At 60.4% G+C, this 20,480-nt stretch carries 14 protein-coding genes, 2 tRNA genes and 3 rRNA genes; 15 read left to right on the top strand and 4 right to left on the bottom strand.

The annotated features are described in order from the left end of the window. The first annotated feature begins 46 nt into the window (after positions 1-46). From AB4N80_RS04410 to pgaD, 11 genes are all read left to right on the top strand, one after another. Positions 47-123 (top strand) — tRNA-Ile (locus AB4N80_RS04410). A gap of 30 nt (positions 124-153) precedes the next feature. After that, positions 154-229, top strand: a tRNA-Ala gene (locus AB4N80_RS04405). Positions 230-474: 245 nt separating this feature from the next. Next, positions 475-3,366, top strand: a 23S ribosomal RNA gene (locus tag AB4N80_RS04400). Positions 3,367-3,534: 168 nt separating this feature from the next. Then, positions 3,535-3,650 (top strand): 5S ribosomal RNA (rrf, locus tag AB4N80_RS04395). A gap of 107 nt (positions 3,651-3,757) precedes the next feature. Beyond that, positions 3,758-3,873, top strand: a 5S ribosomal RNA gene (rrf, locus tag AB4N80_RS04390). Between the two features lie 174 nt (positions 3,874-4,047). After that, entirely contained in the window at positions 4,048-4,683 is a 636-nt protein-coding gene (locus AB4N80_RS04385; RefSeq protein WP_122566760.1) for an NADH:ubiquinone oxidoreductase subunit N, read from the top strand. Positions 4,684-4,840: 157 nt separating this feature from the next. Continuing rightward, positions 4,841-6,346 carry a YdgA family protein gene (locus tag AB4N80_RS04380; protein WP_305469079.1) on the top strand — a complete coding sequence of 502 codons (1,506 nt, stop codon included), beginning with the start codon at positions 4,841-4,843 and terminating at the stop codon, positions 6,344-6,346. Between the two features lie 245 nt (positions 6,347-6,591). After that, a complete protein-coding gene (gene pgaA, locus AB4N80_RS04375; protein ID WP_460080844.1) occupies positions 6,592-9,072 on the top strand; it encodes a poly-beta-1,6 N-acetyl-D-glucosamine export porin PgaA in 2,481 nt (826 codons plus the stop codon). A 12-nt stretch (positions 9,073-9,084) separates the two neighbouring features. Further along, positions 9,085-11,082, top strand: coding sequence for a poly-beta-1,6-N-acetyl-D-glucosamine N-deacetylase PgaB (pgaB, locus tag AB4N80_RS04370; RefSeq protein WP_122566757.1), 1,998 nt, complete (start codon positions 9,085-9,087; stop codon positions 11,080-11,082). 1 nt (position 11,083) lies between these two features. Beyond that, a complete protein-coding gene (pgaC, locus tag AB4N80_RS04365) occupies positions 11,084-12,439 on the top strand; it encodes a poly-beta-1,6-N-acetyl-D-glucosamine synthase (RefSeq protein ID WP_122566756.1) in 1,356 nt (451 codons plus the stop codon). Continuing rightward, positions 12,436-12,942, top strand: a complete 507-nt coding sequence (gene pgaD, locus AB4N80_RS04360) for a poly-beta-1,6-N-acetyl-D-glucosamine biosynthesis protein PgaD (protein ID WP_122566755.1) — start codon at positions 12,436-12,438, stop codon at positions 12,940-12,942. The genes pgaC and pgaD overlap by 4 nt, the downstream gene beginning before the upstream one ends. A 200-nt stretch (positions 12,943-13,142) precedes the next feature. Here pgaD and AB4N80_RS04355 read toward each other — a convergent pair whose 3' ends face one another. After that, positions 13,143-14,675: an FAD-dependent oxidoreductase gene (locus tag AB4N80_RS04355; protein WP_122566754.1), complete on the bottom strand. Its 1,533-nt coding sequence runs from the start codon at positions 14,673-14,675 to the stop codon at positions 13,143-13,145. A gap of 139 nt (positions 14,676-14,814) precedes the next feature. On the opposite strand from AB4N80_RS04355, the gene AB4N80_RS04350 reads away from it, so the two are divergent. The 3 genes from AB4N80_RS04350 to AB4N80_RS04340 all read left to right on the top strand — a co-directional run bounded on the left by AB4N80_RS04350 (position 14,815) and on the right by AB4N80_RS04340 (position 17,057). After that, positions 14,815-15,375: a YbhB/YbcL family Raf kinase inhibitor-like protein gene (locus tag AB4N80_RS04350; RefSeq protein WP_122566753.1), complete on the top strand. Its 561-nt coding sequence runs from the start codon at positions 14,815-14,817 to the stop codon at positions 15,373-15,375. 156 nt (positions 15,376-15,531) lie between these two features. Continuing rightward, positions 15,532-15,705, top strand: a complete 174-nt coding sequence (locus AB4N80_RS04345; RefSeq protein ID WP_163006770.1) for a hypothetical protein — start codon at positions 15,532-15,534, stop codon at positions 15,703-15,705. Positions 15,706-15,743: 38 nt separating this feature from the next. Continuing rightward, positions 15,744-17,057 carry an MFS transporter gene (locus AB4N80_RS04340; protein ID WP_122566752.1) on the top strand — a complete coding sequence of 438 codons (1,314 nt, stop codon included), beginning with the start codon at positions 15,744-15,746 and terminating at the stop codon, positions 17,055-17,057. Between the two features lie 9 nt (positions 17,058-17,066). On the opposite strand, the gene AB4N80_RS04335 is transcribed toward AB4N80_RS04340, so the two are convergent. Further along, positions 17,067-17,945: a LysR family transcriptional regulator gene (locus AB4N80_RS04335; RefSeq protein WP_122566751.1), complete on the bottom strand. Its 879-nt coding sequence runs from the start codon at positions 17,943-17,945 to the stop codon at positions 17,067-17,069. Between the two features lie 108 nt (positions 17,946-18,053). Between AB4N80_RS04335 and AB4N80_RS04330 the strand changes: the two genes are divergently transcribed. Next, positions 18,054-19,055 (top strand): zinc-dependent alcohol dehydrogenase family protein, encoded by a 1,002-nt coding sequence (locus tag AB4N80_RS04330; RefSeq protein WP_305469093.1) that lies wholly within the window; start codon positions 18,054-18,056, stop codon positions 19,053-19,055. A gap of 87 nt (positions 19,056-19,142) precedes the next feature. On the opposite strand, the gene AB4N80_RS04325 is transcribed toward AB4N80_RS04330, so the two are convergent. Both AB4N80_RS04325 and AB4N80_RS04320 read right to left on the bottom strand, forming a co-directional pair. Further along, positions 19,143-19,730, bottom strand: coding sequence for a hypothetical protein (locus tag AB4N80_RS04325; protein ID WP_305469095.1), 588 nt, complete (start codon positions 19,728-19,730; stop codon positions 19,143-19,145). Between the two features lie 10 nt (positions 19,731-19,740). Continuing rightward, a complete protein-coding gene (locus AB4N80_RS04320; RefSeq protein ID WP_122566748.1) occupies positions 19,741-20,352 on the bottom strand; it encodes a hypothetical protein in 612 nt (203 codons plus the stop codon). Positions 20,353-20,480: the final 128 nt, after the last annotated feature.

Below are 20,480 nucleotides of genomic sequence, written 5' to 3'. Positions count from 1 at the left end.
GAATTGCTTGATTCATTGAAGAAGACGAAAGAAGCAGCCCGAAATTGGGTCTGTAGCTCAGTTGGTTAGAGCGCACCCCTGATAAGGGTGAGGTCGGCAGTTCGAATCTGCCCAGACCCACCAATTTTGTGTGGGAAACGCCTGTAGAAATACGGGGCCATAGCTCAGCTGGGAGAGCGCCTGCCTTGCACGCAGGAGGTCAGCGGTTCGATCCCGCTTGGCTCCACCACTACTGCTTCGATTGTATAAAGCTTAGAAATGAGCATTCCATCGGTTCGATGGTGAATGTTGATTTCTAGTCTTTGACTAGTTCGTTCTTTAAAAATTTGGGTATGTGATAGAAAGATAGACTGAACGTTACTTTCACTGGTAACGGATCAGGCTAAGGTAAAATTTGTGAGTTGCTCTTAGAGCAAGATCGAATTTTCGGCGAATGTCGTCTTCACAGTATAACCAGATTGCTTGGGGTTATATGGTCAAGTGAAGAAGCGCATACGGTGGATGCCTTGGCAGTCAGAGGCGATGAAAGACGTGGTAGCCTGCGAAAAGCTTCGGGGAGTCGGCAAACAGACTTTGATCCGGAGATGTCTGAATGGGGGAACCCAGCCATCATAAGATGGTTATCTTGTACTGAATACATAGGTGCAAGAGGCGAACCAGGGGAACTGAAACATCTAAGTACCCTGAGGAAAAGAAATCAACCGAGATTCCCTTAGTAGTGGCGAGCGAACGGGGACTAGCCCTTAAGCTTCTTTGATTTTAGCGGAACGCTCTGGAAAGTGCGGCCATAGTGGGTGATAGCCCTGTACGCGAAAGGATCTTAGAAGTGAAATCGAGTAGGACGGAGCACGAGAAACTTTGTCTGAATATGGGGGGACCATCCTCCAAGGCTAAATACTACTGACTGACCGATAGTGAACTAGTACCGTGAGGGAAAGGCGAAAAGAACCCCGGAGAGGGGAGTGAAATAGATCCTGAAACCGTATGCGTACAAGCAGTGGGAGCCCACTTTGTTGGGTGACTGCGTACCTTTTGTATAATGGGTCAGCGACTTATTTTCAGTGGCGAGCTTAACCGAATAGGGGAGGCGTAGCGAAAGCGAGTCTTAATAGGGCGTCTAGTCGCTGGGAATAGACCCGAAACCGGGCGATCTATCCATGGGCAGGTTGAAGGTTGGGTAACACTAACTGGAGGACCGAACCGACTACCGTTGAAAAGTTAGCGGATGACCTGTGGATCGGAGTGAAAGGCTAATCAAGCTCGGAGATAGCTGGTTCTCCTCGAAAGCTATTTAGGTAGCGCCTCATGTATCACTGTAGGGGGTAGAGCACTGTTTCGGCTAGGGGGTCATCCCGACTTACCAAACCGATGCAAACTCCGAATACCTACAAGTGCCGAGCATGGGAGACACACGGCGGGTGCTAACGTCCGTCGTGAAAAGGGAAACAACCCAGACCGTCAGCTAAGGTCCCAAAGTTATGGTTAAGTGGGAAACGATGTGGGAAGGCTTAGACAGCTAGGAGGTTGGCTTAGAAGCAGCCACCCTTTAAAGAAAGCGTAATAGCTCACTAGTCGAGTCGGCCTGCGCGGAAGATGTAACGGGGCTCAAACCATACACCGAAGCTACGGGTATCACGCAAGTGATGCGGTAGAGGAGCGTTCTGTAAGCCTGTGAAGGTGAGTTGAGAAGCTTGCTGGAGGTATCAGAAGTGCGAATGCTGACATGAGTAACGACAATGGGTGTGAAAAACACCCACGCCGAAAGACCAAGGTTTCCTGCGCAACGTTAATCGACGCAGGGTTAGTCGGTCCCTAAGGCGAGGCTGAAAAGCGTAGTCGATGGAAAACAGGTTAATATTCCTGTACTTCTGGTTATTGCGATGGAGGGACGGAGAAGGCTAGGCCAGCTTGGCGTTGGTTGTCCAAGTTTAAGGTGGTAGGCTGGAATCTTAGGTAAATCCGGGATTCTAAGGCCGAGAGCTGATGACGAGTTACCCTTTGGGTGACGAAGTGGTTGATGCCATGCTTCCAAGAAAAGCTTCTAAGCTTCAGGTAACCAGGAACCGTACCCCAAACCGACACAGGTGGTTGGGTAGAGAATACCAAGGCGCTTGAGAGAACTCGGGTGAAGGAACTAGGCAAAATGGCACCGTAACTTCGGGAGAAGGTGCGCCGGTGAGGGTGAAGCACTTGCTGCGTAAGCCCACGCCGGTCGAAGATACCAGGCCGCTGCGACTGTTTATTAAAAACACAGCACTCTGCAAACACGAAAGTGGACGTATAGGGTGTGACGCCTGCCCGGTGCCGGAAGGTTAATTGATGGGGTTAGCTAACGCGAAGCTCTTGATCGAAGCCCCGGTAAACGGCGGCCGTAACTATAACGGTCCTAAGGTAGCGAAATTCCTTGTCGGGTAAGTTCCGACCTGCACGAATGGCGTAACGATGGCGGCGCTGTCTCCACCCGAGACTCAGTGAAATTGAAATCGCTGTGAAGATGCAGTGTATCCGCGGCTAGACGGAAAGACCCCGTGAACCTTTACTATAGCTTTGCACTGGACTTTGAATTTGCTTGTGTAGGATAGGTGGGAGGCTTTGAAGCGTGGACGCCAGTTCGCGTGGAGCCATCCTTGAAATACCACCCTGGCAACTTTGAGGTTCTAACTCAGGTCCGTTATCCGGATCGAGGACAGTGTATGGTGGGTAGTTTGACTGGGGCGGTCTCCTCCTAAAGAGTAACGGAGGAGTACGAAGGTGCGCTCAGACCGGTCGGAAATCGGTCGTAGAGTATAAAGGCAAAAGCGCGCTTGACTGCGAGACAGACACGTCGAGCAGGTACGAAAGTAGGTCTTAGTGATCCGGTGGTTCTGTATGGAAGGGCCATCGCTCAACGGATAAAAGGTACTCCGGGGATAACAGGCTGATACCGCCCAAGAGTTCATATCGACGGCGGTGTTTGGCACCTCGATGTCGGCTCATCACATCCTGGGGCTGAAGCCGGTCCCAAGGGTATGGCTGTTCGCCATTTAAAGTGGTACGCGAGCTGGGTTTAGAACGTCGTGAGACAGTTCGGTCCCTATCTGCCGTGGACGTTTGAGATTTGAGAGGGGCTGCTCCTAGTACGAGAGGACCGGAGTGGACGAACCTCTGGTGTTCCGGTTGTCACGCCAGTGGCATTGCCGGGTAGCTATGTTCGGGAAAGATAACCGCTGAAAGCATCTAAGCGGGAAACTTGCCTCAAGATGAGATCTCACTGGGACCTTGAGTCCCCTGAAGGGCCGTCGAAGACTACGACGTTGATAGGCAGGGTGTGTAAGCGCTGTGAGGCGTTGAGCTAACCTGTACTAATTGCCCGTGAGGCTTGACCATATAACACCCAAGCAATTTGTAACTCCAAGCCCAAAGGCAAAGAGACCAGATTGCGGTGTGTGAAGACGAAACGAACCGAAAGTTCGAGATACTCACAAGCAGCACACAAACTATCGCATACCCATTCGCTGGCACGTGACCGCAAGGCACGAACCGGCTACCGAATTTCTTGACGACCATAGAGCATTGGAACCACCTGATCCCATCCCGAACTCAGCAGTGAAACGATGCATCGCCGATGGTAGTGTGGGGTTTCCCCATGTGAGAGTAGGTCATCGTCAAGATTAAATTCCGAAACCCCTATCTGCTGACGCAGGTAGGGGTTTTGTTTTTAGTAGAAGTCATCGATTTTACCGACACGTTGTTCTTGAACGGGTCGGACACAGAATTTCTTGACGACCATAGAGCATTGGAACCACCTGATCCCATCCCGAACTCAGCAGTGAAACGATGCATCGCCGATGGTAGTGTGGGGTTTCCCCATGTGAGAGTAGGTCATCGTCAAGATTGAATTCCCAGAACCCCTGTCTGCCTCAGCAGACAGGGGTTTTGTCGTTTTGGGCCGGTAATCGGATCGAGCCCCTGATGCCCCGGCAAACCCCCAATGCCGTTGCTATGCTGTGAAAGGCGGGCCCTGGCGACAAAGGGCCCGCGACGTCACTGGTCATGGGGATTCCAATAATGAAAAACCCTTATGCTCCCGGCTTTTGGTGCGCTACTGCGGCATTGCTGCTGCTTTCGGCAACTTATTTTTATGGCGTCATGCTCACTCACCAAATCGACAAGGCGCTGCTGTTCCTCGACAGCGCGGCGGCGTTGATCGGCGTGATATCCATTGCAGTCGTGGCCTGGGCTTCGCTTCAGGGCCAACGAATCAAGAAAAAACACCTTGAGCAAGGCAAGACCCTGGTGCTGATTTGGGACACCAAGGTGGCGCTGCGACGTGTCGAAACAGTGTTTGACCGTTATTTCTGGGGCAGTTATTGGCAGCCTGGCCGCACGTTCCAGGAAGTCATGGGCGAGCTCACCGGCACCCCGCTGGAAAAAAGCCTCGAAGCCCTGAAAACCCAGTGCGCGGCCTTGGACAAGCAGGTCACCCAGGACGGCTGGCACTGGCTCAACAACGCCCGCGAGTTGTGTGACGTGGCTAACGCCATGGCTCGGGAGCGCTATCAACTGGATTTTTGCGATTCACGCGCAGATTCATCGGGTGCCGCTGTGATCAATCGCGATTTCGAAGTGCTGGTGTACACCTGGACAGCCCGGCTCAAGACGTTCGATCATCAGCTCGACGAGATCGAAGTCCAATATTCGTAGACCACCTCTCAAGAAAACGTTTTTACCCCTATAAACATTGGGCCCGCAGGGGTGCCTGATGGTAATCTCCCCTCCTCTTTGCGGCGTCGAGCCACCCCCTTTGCGGGTCAGGGAAGACGACGGCTTTCTTCAACCATGGATATCGATCGGGTCACTCATGAATAAATCAGCAAGCGTACTTCTGGGAATCGTTGTGGCTGTCGGTGCTATCAGCGCGGGCGGCGCCTGGTACACCGGGACCAAACTCGAAGGCGTGTTGAAAAATGCTATTGCCGATAGCAATAAGCAGATGCAGACCGCCTTGGCCGGGTCCAACAGCACTGCCGCCCTGGAGCTGGTTTCCATGGACCGTGGCACATTTAGCAGCACCGCCCATTACCGTCTCAAAGGCGAAGGCGAGATGTTCGGTGGTGAGTCGGTCGAGCTGCTCTTCGTCGACCGGATCGAGCACGGCCCACTGCCATTCTCTCGCTTGATCACGCTCAAGTGGCTGCCGGTCATGGCCACCAGTCACACCGCGCTGGAGCGCAATCCACTGACTGACAAATGGTTCGCCGCGACCAAGGACCAGTCCCCACTCAAAGGTGTGGTCAACCTGGGCTACGACGAGTCCATCAACGGCACCTACGAGCTGCTGCCATTGGAAACCAAGTTGGATGAGCAATCCCAGCTCACCTTCTCCGGCCTGAAAATCGACTTGGCCGCCAGCGCCCAAGGCCAGAAGGTCAAGGCTGACGGCTACATGGACAGCTTCAAGTTGACCACCGTTGCCGAAGACCAGACACCCGTGCAGGTCGAGCTGAACGGCCTGACATTGGCCAGCAACCTGAGCAAAAGCTCATACGGTTACTACATGGGCGACAACACCCTGCTGATGAGCAACACCAAGGCCACCTTTGGTGAGCCTAAGTCGGTGCTGGGTCTGAAGAACTTCGAAATGAAGAACAGCAGCAGCGAGAACGGCACCAGCGCTTCGGGGCGTGCCGATTACAAGATCGGTGAGCTGTCGTTCAACGACAAGACCATCGGTTCGGCGCAGATGGCGGTCAGCCTGAAGAACCTGGACATCCCGGCCACCATGTCGCTGATGCAGATCTACCAGACCAAGCTGCAACCCTACGAAAAAGCGGCCGCCGAAGCAGCTGCAGCCGGTGAACCGGCGCCGGAGTTGAGCCTGACCGAAGCTGAAGAAGCACAGGTCAAAGCCGATCTGGAAAAACTCTTGGCCGGTGCCCCGCAGGTGGCCTTGGAAAATCTGTCGTTCAACACCGCCAACGGTGAAAGCCGTGCCAGCCTGATCGTTGATCTGACCAAGCCGCAGTCCATGGACCTGCCGCCGGATGAACTGGGACGTCAGTTACTCGCCCTGCTGGATTTCAATCTCAAGGTTTCCAAGCCGATGCTGGTGGACCTCATGACTGTGCAGGCACAGATGGAAGGCCAGACGGATGCCAAGCTGATCGCCGATCAAGCCACGGCTACCAGCGATATGTTCAGCGCCATGGCCGTTGGTACTCAATTGGCGACCCTTGAAGGCAACGACGTTGTCACCAAGTTGCACTATGCCAACAACCAGGTCGATTTCAATGGCCAGAAAATGACCGTTGAGCAATTCACGGCATTTGTGATGAACAAGCTGGGCGGCGGCGTCGCTATCCAGTAAGCCGTTCAAGTCACACCCAGAACCCGGCCCGTGCATGACGCATGGCCGGGTTTTTTTATGCCCACCGATCAGCCCAGCGCCGAAATCTGTATCGATTCTGAAGAATTGTGGCGTTCCTGAAGATGACCCGCCCGAGAGTGCAAGACTAGGCCCATTAGAGCTTGGCTGGATTCCTTTGATCCGGCTTCCTGTTTGATGGGCAAGGGGGCACTGCGACCCGGCTGGCCATGTAAGGATGCTGACGAATGCCGCGTACTGTGGGTCCTTTTATTCAACGTGGTTTGCGCCCGTTGTTTCGCGTCGCACTGTGCAGCCAACTGTGCTGGCCGATGCTGGCGTTTGCCGATAGCGCCTATGACCAAATGGTGCTCGATGCCCGTGCAGGTCATTACACGCCTGCGCTGACTGCGTTGCGCCAGGTGCCGGCCGGCCAGGCCAGCGCCGCGCAAATCAGTGACCACCTGCAGATCGCCAGTTGGGCCGGTCTCGATACCGAGGTGGTGACGGTCTATGAAACCCAGGGCCGCAATCGAGCGTTGCCGGTCCAGGCGCTGACTGCAACGGCTCGTGCCTATCGCAACCTCAAGCGCTGGGATTCGGCGGCCGAGCTGTACCGCCAGGCCTTGGTGATCGATCCTCAGAATCCCGATTTGCAACTTGGTCTGGCTTTGACCCAGGCCGATGCAGGCCAGCCCGACGAAGCTGTCACTCGCGCCAAGGCCCTGGTCGCTGCCAAGCCGACAGATCCGATGCGTCGACTGGCACTGGGCTATGCCTTGACCCGTGCCAACAGCCCCCACGAAGCGCTGTTCGAATACGATCAAGCCTTCACTCGCGCTGGTAACAGTCCAGAGGTTGCGCGCGAATACATCTACGCCCTGCAACGCGCACGGCTGCCGGAGCCTGCGCTGCGCCTGGCGCGTCTGCAACCGGGGCTGATCGACCGTGGCGTGCAGAGACGCCTGGAAGGTGACGTCGCCGCCGAGCGGGTGCGCCTGGCGGACATGGCCAGCCGCAGCGAACAGGAGCGCTTCGTCATTGCCGACCGCGCCCTGGCCGACTACGACAAGTTGCTCGCCACCTGGACCCCGGTAGCCGAGGCCCATGACGACGTACTCCGTTGGCGCATCGATCGCATGGGCGCCCTCAACGCCCGCGCCCGTCGGGCTGAAGTGATTGCCGAATACCAGACGTTGCTCGCCGAGGGTGTGAGCATTCCCACTTATGCCCTGCGCTGGGCGGCCTCTTCCTATCTGGAACAGCGTGAGCCGGAAATCGCCGTCGATCTGTACCGCCGGGTCCTGATCGCGCCGGATGCCGATCCTGCGGAGCGTTTTGAAGACAGCACCGCGCTCTACTACGCGTTGCTGGAAAGTGAAAAATCCGAAGAGGCCCGTGCACTGGCCGAAGACATGGCGAAAGCCCAGCGTCCGCGCATCGAACTCAAGGGCCTGCCGATCGGCAACCCCAACGATGAATGGATGGACGCCCAGCAACTCGCCGCCCAGGCCGGCACGTACGGCGCCGATTTGCCCTCTGCCGAGGCGCGCCTGGACACCTTGGTCAACCAAGGCCCCGGTAACACCGGTATGCGCCTGGCCCAGGCCGATCTGTACCAGGCCCGTGACTGGCCGCGCCGTTCGGAAAACCTGCTCAAGGAAGTCGAGGCCACGATCCCGCGCAACCGGGATCTGGAAGTCGCCCAGGCCCGCGCCGCCATGGATTTGCAGGAATGGCGGCAGATGGATGCGTTGACCGACGACGTGGTCGCCCGCTACCCGGAAAACGCCCATGTCAAACGTCTGCAACGCCAGCGTGAGGTACACGACATGGCCGAGCTGCGCATCGAGGCCTACACCGGCAAGAGTTATGGCGGTGGCAGCGGTGACGCCGGTGCAGTGACTGGCAGCCGGGATTTTGGCTTCGAAACGCTGCTCTACAGCCCGCCCATCGATGAAGACTGGCGGCTGTTCGGCGGTGCCGGCTACGCCACCGGTGATTTCGAGGAAGGCACCGGCCATCATCGTTGGCAGCGTCTGGGCGTGGAGCGTCGCACCCGGGACATGACGCTGGAGGCCGAGGTCTCCAATCACTCCTACGGTTCCGGCGACAAGCAAGGCGCACGCGTGGCCGTGGCGCGGGACATCGACGACCACTGGCAATACGGCGGTAGCCTGGATTACCTCTCGGCCAATACCCCGCTGCGGGCGCTCAACAGCGGCATCCGCGCTAACGGCGGGAGTGGTTTCGTCCGTTGGCGGGCCAATGAAAGCCGCGAGTGGCGACTGGCGGTCAGCCCGTCCCATTTCAGCGATGGCAACAACCGTCTCGAAACCCTGCTGACTGGCCGCGAGGGCATCTACAGCGCGCCGCGCCTGCAAGTGGAACTGGGCCTGGAAGTGGGCGCCAGCCGCAACAGCGGCTCCAACGAAGTGCCCTATTTCAACCCGAAAGCGGATTTCAGCGTCATGCCGACCGTGAGCGCCAACCACGTGTTGTATCGCCGCTACGAAACCACGTGGAGCCAGCAGTTCCAGGTCGGTGCCGGTACTTACAGCCAGCGCGACTACAACACCGGGGCCATGGGATTGCTCAGCTACGGCCAGCGTTTCATCTGGAACGACGTGCTAGAGGCAGGTGCCGCGCTGAGCTGGCTCAACCGCCCTTACGACGGCGATCGCGAAAGCGATCTGCGCCTGCTTGTCGACCTCACCTATCGCTTCTAGAAGAGTTTGAAGATGCCTGTCATTTCGCGATTCATCCTTCTGCTGGGGGCCTTGCTGATCAGCGCTTGTGCCCAGCAAGCCCCGGCGTTCACGCCGCCCTCGCAGCGTCCGCTGGCGGCCAACGACGCGCCGTGGCCAAAGAACCATGTGCTCGGCATCGCCTACCACGATGTCGACGACCGAGACCCGGACCAGGCGCTGGTGGCCGTGCGCACCGAACGGTTGATCGAACAGTTGGCGTGGCTGCGGGAAAACAACTACCAGCCGGTCACGGTGGACCAGATCATCACGGCCCGCAATGGCGGTCCGGAACTGCCGCCGCGTGCGGTGCTGCTGAGTTTCGACGACGGCTACTCGAGCTTTTATACCCGCGTCATGCCCATCCTGCGCGCCTATAACTGGCCGGCGATCCTCGCCCCGGTCGGCAGTTGGGTGGATACGCCACTGAACCAAACGGTGGATTTCGCCGGAGTGCCGCGCAAGCGTTCCGAGTTCCTGACCTGGGAGCAGATTCGCGAGGTGTCCAAATCGGGCCTGGTGGAAATCGCCGCCCACACAGACGCCAATCACAAAGGCGTGCTCGCCAACCCGCAAGGCAACCAGCAACCCGCCGCAACCACCCGGCGCTACGACCCTGCCACCGGTCGTTACGAGACCGAGGCCGATTTCCAGGCTCGCTTGCGCAAGGACGTGGCGGCCATTTCCGAGAAAATCCGCAAGGTCGCCGGTTATAGCCCACGCGTTTGGGTCTGGCCTTACGGTGAAGCCGACGGTACTGCGTTGCAGGTGATTGGCAGTGAGGGCTATCAAATGGCCCTGACCCTGGAAGACGGCCTCGACAGCCTGGATAACCTGATGAGCGGCCCACGCTTCCTGGTGGCATCCGATCCGGATGGTGCCCATTTTGCCGAAAGCATCGTGTCGGTGCAGACGATTGACCCGATGCGCGTGGTGCATGTCGACCTGGATTATGTCTACGACCCGGACCCGGTGCAGCAGGAAGCCAACGTCGGCAAGTTGGTCCAGCGCATTTCCGACCTGGGTGCCAATACGGTGTTCCTGCAAGCCTTCGCCGACCCGAAAGGCGACGGCCTCGTGCATTCGTTGTACTTCCCCAACCGTCACTTGCCGGTGCGCGCCGACCTGTTCGACCGGGTCGCATGGCAACTGCGCACCCGGGCCAATGCCAAGGTCTATGCCTGGATGCCGGTGCTCAGTTTCGCCTTGGACGCGAAGCTGCCACGGGTCCAGCGCTGGGATCCGGAAACCGGCAAGACTGGCGTCGCCCCGGATCAATACGTGCGCCTGTCGCCGTTCGACCCGAACGTGCGCAAGGTCATCGGCGAGATCTACCAGGACCTGGCGCGAATGAGCTCGTTGGATGGCGTTCTGTACCATGACGACGCGGTGTTCTCCGACTTCGAGGATGCCAGCCCCGCGGCCCTGAAAGTCTATGCCGCCCACGGCTTGCCGACGTCCATCGCCGCCCTGCGGGATGACCCCGCGGCGATGCAGCGCTGGACCCGCTTCAAGAGCCGCTACCTGATCGACTTCACCCATGAGCTGACCACCAAGGTTCGGGCGATTCGCGGCCCTCAGGTTCGGACAGCGCGCAATATCTTTGCCGAACCGATGCTCAATCCGGAAAGCGAAGCCTGGTTCGCCCAGAACCTCGACGATTTCCTTGGCGCTTACGACTGGACGGCACCGATGGCCATGCCGCTGATGGAAAAGCAGACCCGCGCACAATCCGGCCCCTGGCTCGAGCGCCTGGTAGACACCGTCAAGGCTCGCCCCGGCGCGCTCAAGCGCACGGTATTCGAACTGCAGGCCCGCGACTGGCACAGCAAGCCGGTCAGCGACATCGACGGCGAACAACTGGCTGACTGGATGGGGCGCCTCAAGCGCAAAGGCGTGACCAGCTTCGGCTACTACCCGGACAACTTCATCGAAGACCAGCCCGCCGTGAAAACCGTGCGGCCGGCGCTCTCCAACAAGTGGAATCCTTGACATGCTCGACAGACTGCTCGCCCTGCTGGTGCTGGCGATCGTCCTTGGGGTACCCCTGGGCCTGATCTTCCTGGTCACCGGGCAATTCCTGATGGACTTCGTGTTCTTTTACCCGCTGTTCATGTCCGGGCTGTGGATTGCCGGCGGCCTGTATTTCTGGCTGCACTGGGAGCGCCACTGGCCGTGGAAGGACGACACCTTGCCACCGGCCCTGGCGGGCGAGCCGCTGATCAGCATCCTGATCCCGTGCTTCAACGAAGGCGACAACGTCGCCGACACCATTCACGCGGCGCTGGGCCAGCATTATCCGAACATCGAAGTCATCGCCATCAACGACGGCTCCAAGGACAACACCGCCCAGATGCTCGATCAACTGGCGGCGGAAGACCCGCGCCTACGTGTCTTGCACCTGGCGGAAAACCAGGGCAAGGCCGTGGCCCTGCGCATGGGCGCCATCGCGGCGCGCAGCGAATACCTGGTGTGCATCGACGGTGACGCGCTGCTGGCGCCGAACACCTGTGCTTACCTGGTGGCGCCGATGCTGGACAACGCCCGCCTCGGCGCGGTGACCGGCAACCCGCGCATCCGCACCCGCTCGACCTTGATAGGTCGGGTCCAGGTCGGCGAGTTCTCCTCGATCATCGGCCTGATCAAGCGTACCCAGCGGGTCTTCGGGCGGATCTTCACCGTGTCCGGCGTAATCGTCGCGTTCCGACGCACGGCCCTGCACCGGGTCGGCTACTGGAGCCCGGACATGATTACCGAAGACATCGACATCAGTTGGAAGCTGCAGCTGGATCACTGGAGCATCTTCTACGAGCCACGCGCGCTGTGCTGGATTCTCATGCCCGAAACCCTGCGCGGCCTGTGGCGGCAACGCCTGCGCTGGGCCCAGGGGGGCGCCGAGGTGCTGTTCAAGAACATCCGTGGCATCTGGCAATACCGCCACCGCTACCTGTGGCCGCTGCTGTTCGAATACTGCCTGTCCACCGGCTGGGCGTTCACCTTCCTGCTGTCGGTGATCTTCTGGGGCGCCGGTAAATTCGTCGAGATGCCAGCGGCCATCGCCGTGGATCACCTGATGCCGCCGGCCTTCACCGGCCTGTTGCTGGCGGTGGTGTGCCTGCTGCAGTTCGCGGTGAGCATCCTGATCGACCGGCGCTACGAAAAAGGCCTGTGGCACATCATGTTCTGGGTGGTCTGGTACCCGTTGGTGTTCTGGCTGATCAGTCTGTTCACTACCCTGGTGAGCTTTCCCAAAGTGCTGTTCGGGCAGCATCAGAAGCGTGCGCGCTGGATCAGCCCGGATCGCGGTATCAAACCATTCGATGATCAGGAAGAGGAAGTGATCCGATGAAAATTATCAGGACCCGGCAACGGCCTTTTCTGGTGGTCATCGATGCGCTTTTCACCGTGCTGGCGTGGGTGGGGCTGTTGTATTTGCTGGTCAATGGGCTGTGGTCGCTGCTCGATAGCCAGGCCGGCCCGCGCCTGGGAGGGTCGCTGTTCGACACCCTGGGGACTTTGCAGGTTTATGGTTGGATCGCGTTGGTCAACGCGGTGCTGCTGATTACCTGGGCGCGTTATCAACAACGCAAAAGTCGCAGCTTCGCCCAGCGTCGGCTGCCGGCGCCGGTGGTGGATGACCAGGGCTTGAGCGCCAGTTTCAAGTTGACCGGTGAGCGTCTGGATACGTTGCGCCAGCCCGGTTCGAAGACCATCCACAACAACCAGGACGGCGACATCAGCCACGTCGTACCGCATTTCCATTTGCTCAGTCCGGAGTTGCAGCCAGCGCCTCTGGCGCCATTGGAGCGGCCCCGGGTTATCCATTTGCCGGCGGATCAGTCCGTACATTGATGCAAGCCGATCCATCGCTTTCGCGAGCAAGCTCGCTCCCACAGGGGATTGGGGTGTGGCAGATCTTTCGGTCACACAGAACAAAAACTGTGGGAGCGAGCTTGCTCGCGATGGCGTCGGGTCAGCCATCTTGAAGTCGACTGACCCATCGCTATCGCGAGCAAGCTCGCTCCCACAGGGGATTTTGGGCTGTGGCAGATCTACGATGAGAAATCCCGGATCAGCCGCCACGCCTCGTCCACCGGCAATGGTTGTTTCATGCGCTGGGCCAACGCCGCCATGGCCCGGCCTTCATCGCAGGCCACTGCGGCGGCAACGAGGCCGTCCTTGCCCAACAGGGCGATAAAGGGTGGATGCTCGGGCGTGCCCTTGAACTCCACCTCATCCCAGTGCTCGGCGTGACCGAGGTAGTCGTAGCGTTTGCCGAAGTGATACGTCCAGAAAAACGGCACGTCCAGATAGTGCTCGTCGCCGCCGAGCATGTTCGCGGCGGCGATGCGCGCCTGTTGCTGGGCCAGGCGCCAATGCTCGATGCGCACAGGCGCGCCGTTCAGGGGGAAGGTCGCGATATCACCGACGGCCCATAAGCCATCCGTCACTCGCATGCTCGCGTCAACGGACAGTGACTGGTCCTGTTCCCGGGGCAACTCGGCAAACGGCTCGGTGGCCGGGCGCACGCCGATGCCGACGATCACCACGTCCGCAGCCAAACGCTGGCCGTTATCCAGCACCACGGCTTCGACCTTGTGCGCACCCTCGATCCGCGCCGCTTCGCCGTCGCTGTGGTACACCACGCCGTTGGCCCGGTGCCGGGCCAGGATGGCCTGGCCGACGCTCTCGCCCAATTGCGCGGCGAATGGCACCGGGTGCCGGGCCAACACGGTGACGCTCAGCTCGCGCTTGCGCAGGGACGAAGCGACTTCCATGGCAATGAAACTGTCGCCGATGATCACCGCCCGTTGCCCTGGCCGGACAGTGTCGAGAATCTGCCGGGTGTGGGCGATGGAACGCAGCACGAAGACTTGCGGCAAATCGATGCCGGGTAGGGCTGGCGTCTTCGGCTCCCCGCCTGTGGCAATGAGCGCGGCGTCGTAGTCCAGGCGTCGGCCATCGGCGAGCTGGATTTGCCGAGCACTGGGGTCCAAATGGGTGACCTCGCCGTGGAGCCTTTCGATGCGTTGCTGGGTGAAGTAAGTATCATCGCGCAGCGGCGCCGTCTCGTTGACCGGCATGTCGCCGGCCAATACATACTTGCTCAGCACCGTACGGTCATAGCCGGCCTCGGCTTCGCGGTCGATCAACAGGATTCGGCCGCCAAACCCCTTCTCCCGCAACGCCGCTGCGCAAGCCGTGCCGGCCGCACCGGCGCCGATGATGACAAACGTGCGCGCGTCATCGGCCGGCGGGATTTTATCGGCCGGCAGCGGTTGGTCATCGACCCAGACGTCACCGTCCCGCACCTCGACGTGATAGCGCGCCAGGCTGTCGAGGGCCGGCGGCTCGCACAGGGCGCCGTCTTCAGTCCGGAACGCCGCCTTGTGCCACGGGCAAATCAGCCGTCCATGGCACACCGCGCCCTTGGCCAGTGGTGCGCCTGCATGGGGGCACTTGCCCTGGAAGGCGCGCACCTGATCGCCTGAACGCAGCAACAGGATGGACGTGTCGTTGATGTTGACTTCGAGGCCGCGATCTTCGCGCACATCGGCGAAACGGGCGACTTGATGCATAGGCATGGTCGTTCTCCGGCAGGCGTTTCCCCTTGGAGTCGCAGGGCCGGAACGAGGTTCAGCATAATTGTCACTGCAACCTTGGCGAAGCTGCGGCTATAGTTCGCAAGCCGTCCATGGCCTGACACGCACAAGGTGCCCCGGTATGACCCGATTGAACATTTTCACCCCTTGGCTGGCGGCCGTCGCCCTGGTGCTGTGCGCACAAGGGGCTGCCCAGGCCGAGGAGCGTTTTACCCTCAGTATTCCCGGCGTGTCGGACGACCGCCTCTTCACCGCGGCGGCGGCCAGTGACGCCAACACCTGTGGTGGCAAGAACATTTCCCCGGCCTTGAGCTGGAACGCTGGCCCGCCTGGCACCCTCAGCTACGCCATCGTCATGTTGGACCCGGACGGCCAGAGGGGCCAGGGCGTCGACCACTGGATCCACTACGGCATCAAGGCCACCACCCGGCAGATTCCAGCGGGCGCCGGTACCAAATCCTCGCTGGAAGGCATGAGTGGCATCAACAGCAAGAACACCCACGGCTACATCGGCCCTTGCCCGCCCATCGGCGACAGCGCTCACCACTACCTGATCCAGCTCTTCGCCCTGGACCTGCCGCCGGAAGCCTTCCCCGCTGGCCTCACACGGGCCCAGCTGATGGAAAAAATCAAAGGCCACGTCCTGCGCAACAGCAGCGTCGTGCGCCGCTACCACCGCTGACCCGAACAGCAAAAAAAACCTTGTGGCGAGGGGATTTATCCCCGCTGGGCTGCGAAGCAGCCCCCCGCAATGGCGGTGACGCCCGACACAACATTGGCATCACGCGCCAAAAGCGAGCACTATCGAGCCCCTGTTCACTCATGCCGGAGGATGGCGATGACGCAGAAACCCGACGGCATCGCCCGCCTCCTGAACTGCCCCACCAAGGGCGACGAAATACGCCGGGCCATCGCCCAGAGCCGCAAGGATTTCCTGCCTGCCGACGAGGCCGAAGACGCCGAGCCAGGCCAACCACCGGTTCAACCGGTGGACACTGATCGCGACGACTGAGCCGTCGCCCTCTTTCAACTTATCGTTCCAATCTGCCTATGACTGCCACCCCTGTTTCACCCGGTGACCGATTCAGCCGCTCCGATTACAAGACCCTGGGCCTGGCCGCCTTGGGCGGCGCGCTGGAGATCTACGATTTCATCATTTTCGTGTTCTTCGCCCTGACCCTCAGCCAACTGTTCTTCCCGCCGGAAATGCCCGATTGGCTGCGCTTGCTGCAAAGCTTCGGGATTTTCGCCACCGGCTACCTGGCCCGGCCCCTGGGCGGCATTCTCATGGCGCACTTCGCCGATCGCCTGGGGCGCAAGCGCGTGTTCAGCCTGAGCATCCTGATGATGGCCTTGCCGTGCCTACTCATCGGGGTGATGCCCACCTATGCGCAAATCGGCTATTTCGCACCGTTGTTGCTGCTGGCGCTGCGTATCCTGCAGGGCGCGGCGGTGGGCGGCGAGGTGCCAAGCGCCTGGGTGTTCGTGGCCGAACATGCGCCGCTGCATCATCGCGGCTATGCCCTGGGGTTCCTCCAGGCGGGCCTGACCTTCGGCTACTTGCTGGGGGCCCTGACCGCAACGGCGCTGGCGCGGATCTACACGCCGGCGGAGATTCTCGACTACGCCTGGCGCCTGCCGTTCCTGCTGGGGGGCGTCTTCGGTGTGATCGGCGTCTGGCTGCGCCGCTGGCTGAGCGAAACGCCGATCTTCATGGCCCTGCAAGCCAATCGCGAAGGCGCTACGGAACTGCCGTTGCGCACGGTCCTGCGCGACCATCGCCAGGCCTTGCTGCCCGCCGCCATCCTGACCTGCGTGCTGACCTCGGCCGTGGTGGTGTTCGTGGTTATCACCCCGACCGTGATGCAGAAAAGCTTCGGCATGACCCCCAGTTACACCTTCGCCCTGAGCAGCCTGGGCATCGTCTTCCTGAACATCGGCTGCGTCCTGGCCGGCCTCATCGTCGACCGCATCGGCGCCTGGCGCACCGTCATGCTCTACAGCCTGCTGCTGCCCCTGGGCATCGCCGTGCTCTACGCCAGCCTGATCAGCGGCAGCGCCTGGCTGGGCCTGGCCTACGCCGTAGCCGGCCTGGGTTGCGGCGTGGTCGGCGCGGTGCCGTCGGTGATGGTCAGCCTGTTCCCACCGAAGATCCGCGTGTCCGGCATCTCGCTCACCTACAACATCGCCTATGCATTGTGGGCCAGCATGACCCCACTGATGCTGATCGCCCTGGTGCCGTGGAGCCCGTGGGTGTGCGTGGGGTATTGCGTGGTGATGGGGGCGGTGGGGGTGGCTGCGGCGGCGTATTTCCCGGGACGGTATGGCAAGGCTGCGCAGCCGTCATTGGCCTGTGAATCCTAGCCCGGCTGTTCAAAGACGCTCGCGCAAAAAATCCACAAAGGCCCGAGTCCGCGCCGAGCGGCGTCGGTCGTGACTGAACACGGCGCTGATGGGCAGCGCCAGCGGCTGGTAGTCGGCAAGCAGGGAGCAGACGGTACCCTGGCGAACATCGGCCGCGAACAACCACTGCGGTGAAAGCGAAACGCCCAGGCCCGACAGCACCATTTCCCGGATCGCTTCGCTGCTGTTGCAGGTGACATTACCCTTGATCGTCACGTTATGCTGCTGGCCATCCTGCGCGAATCGCCAGACGTCGTAATGTTCCAGCAGGGTGAACGCCAAACAGTTATGGCGGGCCAGGTCGGCCGGTTCGAGGGGCGTGCCGTGCTGTTGCAGATAAGCAGGGGCGGCGTACACCCGGCGCGGGCTATCGCCGAGGGAAATCGCCACCAGCCCTTCGTTTTTCACCACGCCGATGCGAATGGCCAGGTCGATGTTTTCCTTCAACACATCTTCGTTCTGGTCGCTCAACCTCAAGTCGATCCGAACCTGTGGGTGACGGGCCAGGAACTCGCCCACCAGGGGCGCAATACACAACCGGCCGAAACTGACGGGCGCCGCCACGCGCAGAAGGCCGGCGATCTGTTCCTGGCCACTGGCGAAACTGAGCCGTGCCGCGTCCACACTGGCGAGTATGTCCTTGCTCTCGGCGTAGAAGCGCTGGCCCTGGTCGGTCAGTGCGAGATGGCGGGTGCTGCGGGCAAACAGCGCCCCACCCAGATGTTGCTCCAATGCGCGGATCTGCTTGCTCACCGCCGGTTGGCCCAGGTTCAGCTCCCTGGCGACCGCCGAGAACGAGCCGCGCTCCACCACCCGCACGAACACCTGCATTGCATCGATCAGATCCATCAGGATTTAGCCTCTGCCTGGAATAAGTCCTATCCATTGTTGCTCACTTATCGGAATGCGTCTTCGCTCCCATGATGAACCTGCCCACTTATTTGGAGGTTTACCGTCATGAACAACACCATGTTCGCCGCCGTTGCCGAAACCGCTCAGGCGCCGCTGATTGTCCGTTCCATCGCCCGGCCGGTTCCCGGCAAAGGCCAGGTCTTGATCAAGGTGCATGCCGCCGCAATCAACCCGCTGGATACCAAGATCGCGGCGGGAGGCGGTGCCCATGCACGGCAGCCGTTGCCCGCTGTATTAGGAATTGATCTGGCCGGGACGGTGGTTGAGCGGGGCGAAGGCGTGGATGACTTCGCGCCTGGCGACGAGGTATTCGGCATGGCCGGCGGGATCGGCGGGGCTCAAGGCGCGCTGGCCGAATACATCGCGGTCGATGCCCGCCTGATTGCGCCCAAGCCCCGCTCACTGAGCATGCGCGAAGCGGCGGCCTTGCCGCTGGCATTCATCACGGCCTGGGAAGGTTTGGTCGACCGTGCCAACGTCCGGGCCGGGCAACAGGTGCTGATTCATGGCGGCGCGGGCGGCGTCGGTCAGATGGCCGTGCAGATCGCCAAGGCCCGGGGCGCCGAGGTCTACGCCACGGGCTCGGCCAGCAGCCTGGATTTCATCCGCGAACTGGGCGCCTCAGCCATCGACTACCGGACTCAGGACACCGACAGCTACGTGCGCCAGTACACCGATGGCGAAGGCTTCGACATCGTCTACGACACCGTTGGCGGCCCGACCCTGGATGCGTCGTTCAATGCGGCAAAGACCTACACCGGCCATGTGCTCAGCTGTCTCGGCTGGGGCCAGCACAGTCTCGCGCCGTTGTCGTTCCGAGGAGCGAGCTATTCCGGGGTGTTTACGTTGATGCCGCTGCTGACCGGAAAGGGACGCGAACATCATGGCCAGATCTTGCGGGAGGCAGCAGCACTGATTGAGGCCGGCGCGTTGCGGATCAAGATCGATCAAACCCGGTTTGGCCTGGGGGAGGTCAATGAGGCCTTTGCGCAGGTAGCCGAGGGGCGTGGGAAAGGAAAAACCGTGGTGGAAATCGGGGCTGAGTGAAGTTGGGCCAGGGTTGGAATGATTCCGTGGCGAGGGAGCAAGCTCCCTCGCCACAGGATTCCAGCAAGCGTTGAGTCGGGCGGTCGCTTACAGCAACCGCCGCTGCACCGCCTCTTCCAACGTGCTACGTGTCAGCGCCTGTACCACGTCGCGGGTGTCCTGCTGGAACGGAATGCCAAAAATCAGCACCAGGTGCATCCAGGTGCGCACCGATTCACTCTTCTGCACGCGCCCCAGTTCCTTGCCGTCCTTGTCCTTGAACACGGTTTCAAGGGTGAAGGTGTTCTCGGCCGTGGACGGGATCACGAAGAAGGTCGCGCCGGTGATGATGGCCGAGGCCATGCTGAACTGTTCGTTGTTGCGCAGGGTGGCTTCTGCGTAGATGTCCGACTCGACCTTGTCGGTACTGACCCGTGCGAAGCGTCCGGAATCGCGGAAGGTCTCGGCCACGGAGGTTTCCCACGCGGTGGCCTGGGCGCCCGAAGCGGCAACGGCCGGGCCACTATTGACCTGGTTCTGCGCGGTGGTGCGCACGAAGGCGCTGGGTTTGGCGGCTGGCGTGGCGGCGGCTGGCGGCCAGGTCTTCACGTCGGGCAATTGGTGTTGCGAGTAGGACACGCAACCGGTCAGCAGAACGGCGGCCAGTACCAGGCTGTGTTTGATGAAACCCATCATGTGTTGCTCCTTATTGTTTGGCCAGGCGTGCGGTGGCGGTGTCCAGCAGCTGTGCGACCAACTGATTCAGCTGTTGGGCACCCATGGTCGGCGCCCAGTATTCGCGGCCATACAAACCAACATTGCGCTCGAGCTTGATCTCTTCCTTGGCCGTTGCCAGTTCCTTGCCGTCGCGGTCGACGATCACCAGGTTGCCGGCGACATCGAAGCTGTCGACGTAGATAGGGCCGTTCACCCAGATCCAGACCGTGAGGGTCAGCAGCGCGCCGGGGAAGTAGCCCGGGTGCGGGGCGCGATGGCCTTTTAGGGAGGTCATGTCGAACTTGAGCAGTACGTCATTCTCGCCCAGGCGCGTCGGGTATTCGGTGACCTGCTTGAAGTAGCCGCCGGTCTGTACGTACTGATTGAGCTGGGCCGTGAGCGAGCGGCTGATGGCCGTGCGGGTGGCATCGTTGACATCAGGTGCAGTCACGGCGACATCGGCGATTTGTGCGATACGCGGGCTGCTGACGGGAGCAGGGTGCTGCGGGTTGCCTACTGGGCCGGTGACGGTGTAGGACACGCAGCCGGTCATCGACAGGGTGGCGATGAGGGCGGTGGCCTTGAGGAGTGTTTTGAACACGGAATGTCCTTATAGGGTTGATGGCACTTTAGTATCTCGACTCGGGGGGCGGTAACTTGAGGAAAAATCCGAAAGGTATCAAGGGGCTGGAGAGGAAAATGACGAAGGTTGTCAGCCGCCGGAAAAAA

This window comes from Pseudomonas sp. H3_A02, assembly GCF_054671965.1.
The sequence above is the reverse complement of the archived record's forward strand: the minus strand, read 5'-3'. Positions and strand labels throughout refer to the sequence as shown.

Excerpts from the sequence above, each read along its gene's own strand:
- AB4N80_RS04330 (WP_305469093.1), top strand. The coding sequence starts at position 18,054 with ATGAACAACACCATGTTCGCCGCCGTTGCCGAAACCGCTCAGGCGCCG.
- AB4N80_RS04345 (WP_163006770.1), top strand. The coding sequence starts at position 15,532 with ATGACGCAGAAACCCGACGGCATCGCCCGCCTCCTGAACTGCCCCACC.
- AB4N80_RS04350 (WP_122566753.1), top strand. The coding sequence starts at position 14,815 with ATGACCCGATTGAACATTTTCACCCCTTGGCTGGCGGCCGTCGCCCTG.
- AB4N80_RS04355 (WP_122566754.1), bottom strand. The coding sequence starts at position 14,675 with ATGCCTATGCATCAAGTCGCCCGTTTCGCCGATGTGCGCGAAGATCGC.
- pgaA (WP_460080844.1), top strand. The coding sequence starts at position 6,592 with ATGCCGCGTACTGTGGGTCCTTTTATTCAACGTGGTTTGCGCCCGTTG.
- pgaC (WP_122566756.1), top strand. The coding sequence starts at position 11,084 with ATGCTCGACAGACTGCTCGCCCTGCTGGTGCTGGCGATCGTCCTTGGG.
- pgaD (WP_122566755.1), top strand. The coding sequence starts at position 12,436 with ATGAAAATTATCAGGACCCGGCAACGGCCTTTTCTGGTGGTCATCGAT.
- AB4N80_RS04325 (WP_305469095.1), bottom strand. The coding sequence starts at position 19,730 with ATGATGGGTTTCATCAAACACAGCCTGGTACTGGCCGCCGTTCTGCTG.
- AB4N80_RS04385 (WP_122566760.1), top strand. The coding sequence starts at position 4,048 with ATGAAAAACCCTTATGCTCCCGGCTTTTGGTGCGCTACTGCGGCATTG.
- AB4N80_RS04380 (WP_305469079.1), top strand. The coding sequence starts at position 4,841 with ATGAATAAATCAGCAAGCGTACTTCTGGGAATCGTTGTGGCTGTCGGT.
- AB4N80_RS04340 (WP_122566752.1), top strand. The coding sequence starts at position 15,744 with ATGACTGCCACCCCTGTTTCACCCGGTGACCGATTCAGCCGCTCCGAT.
- AB4N80_RS04335 (WP_122566751.1), bottom strand. The coding sequence starts at position 17,945 with ATGGATCTGATCGATGCAATGCAGGTGTTCGTGCGGGTGGTGGAGCGC.
- pgaB (WP_122566757.1), top strand. The coding sequence starts at position 9,085 with ATGCCTGTCATTTCGCGATTCATCCTTCTGCTGGGGGCCTTGCTGATC.